A 317-nucleotide genomic window follows, 5' to 3' on the forward strand; every position below is an offset into this window, starting at 1 on the left:
GCCGCACGTGGTCTCGATATCCCTCAGCTTCCTCAAGTGGTTAACTTTGATCTTCCCCATGTATCTGAAGACTATGTACACCGCATTGGTCGTACCGGTCGTGCTGGTGAAACAGGCAAGGCGTACTCTTTGGTATGCGTTGACGAGACGAAAGAGTTGTTTGCCATTGAAAGGCTGATTGGCAAGGTACTAGAGCGCCATGAAATGGAAGGCTTCAAGCCTGTTAACCCTATTCCTGAATCAAAGCTTGATACACGCGCTATCAAGCCTAAGAAACCTAAAAAGCCAAGAGTTGAACACAAAGATGGTCAACGCTC

Annotated in this window: 1 protein-coding gene; it reads left to right on the plus strand. The window is 47.6% G+C overall.

The window, feature by feature from the left end; translation table 11 throughout:
- A partial coding sequence (locus tag AB4585_RS24460) for a helicase-related protein (RefSeq protein ID WP_372171345.1) occupies positions 1–317 on the plus strand: 317 nt, incomplete at both ends.

Origin of the sequence: Vibrio sp. 10N.222.49.C9 (genome assembly GCF_041474985.1) — a bacterium.
Lineage (GTDB): Bacteria > Pseudomonadota > Gammaproteobacteria > Enterobacterales > Vibrionaceae > Vibrio > Vibrio crassostreae_C.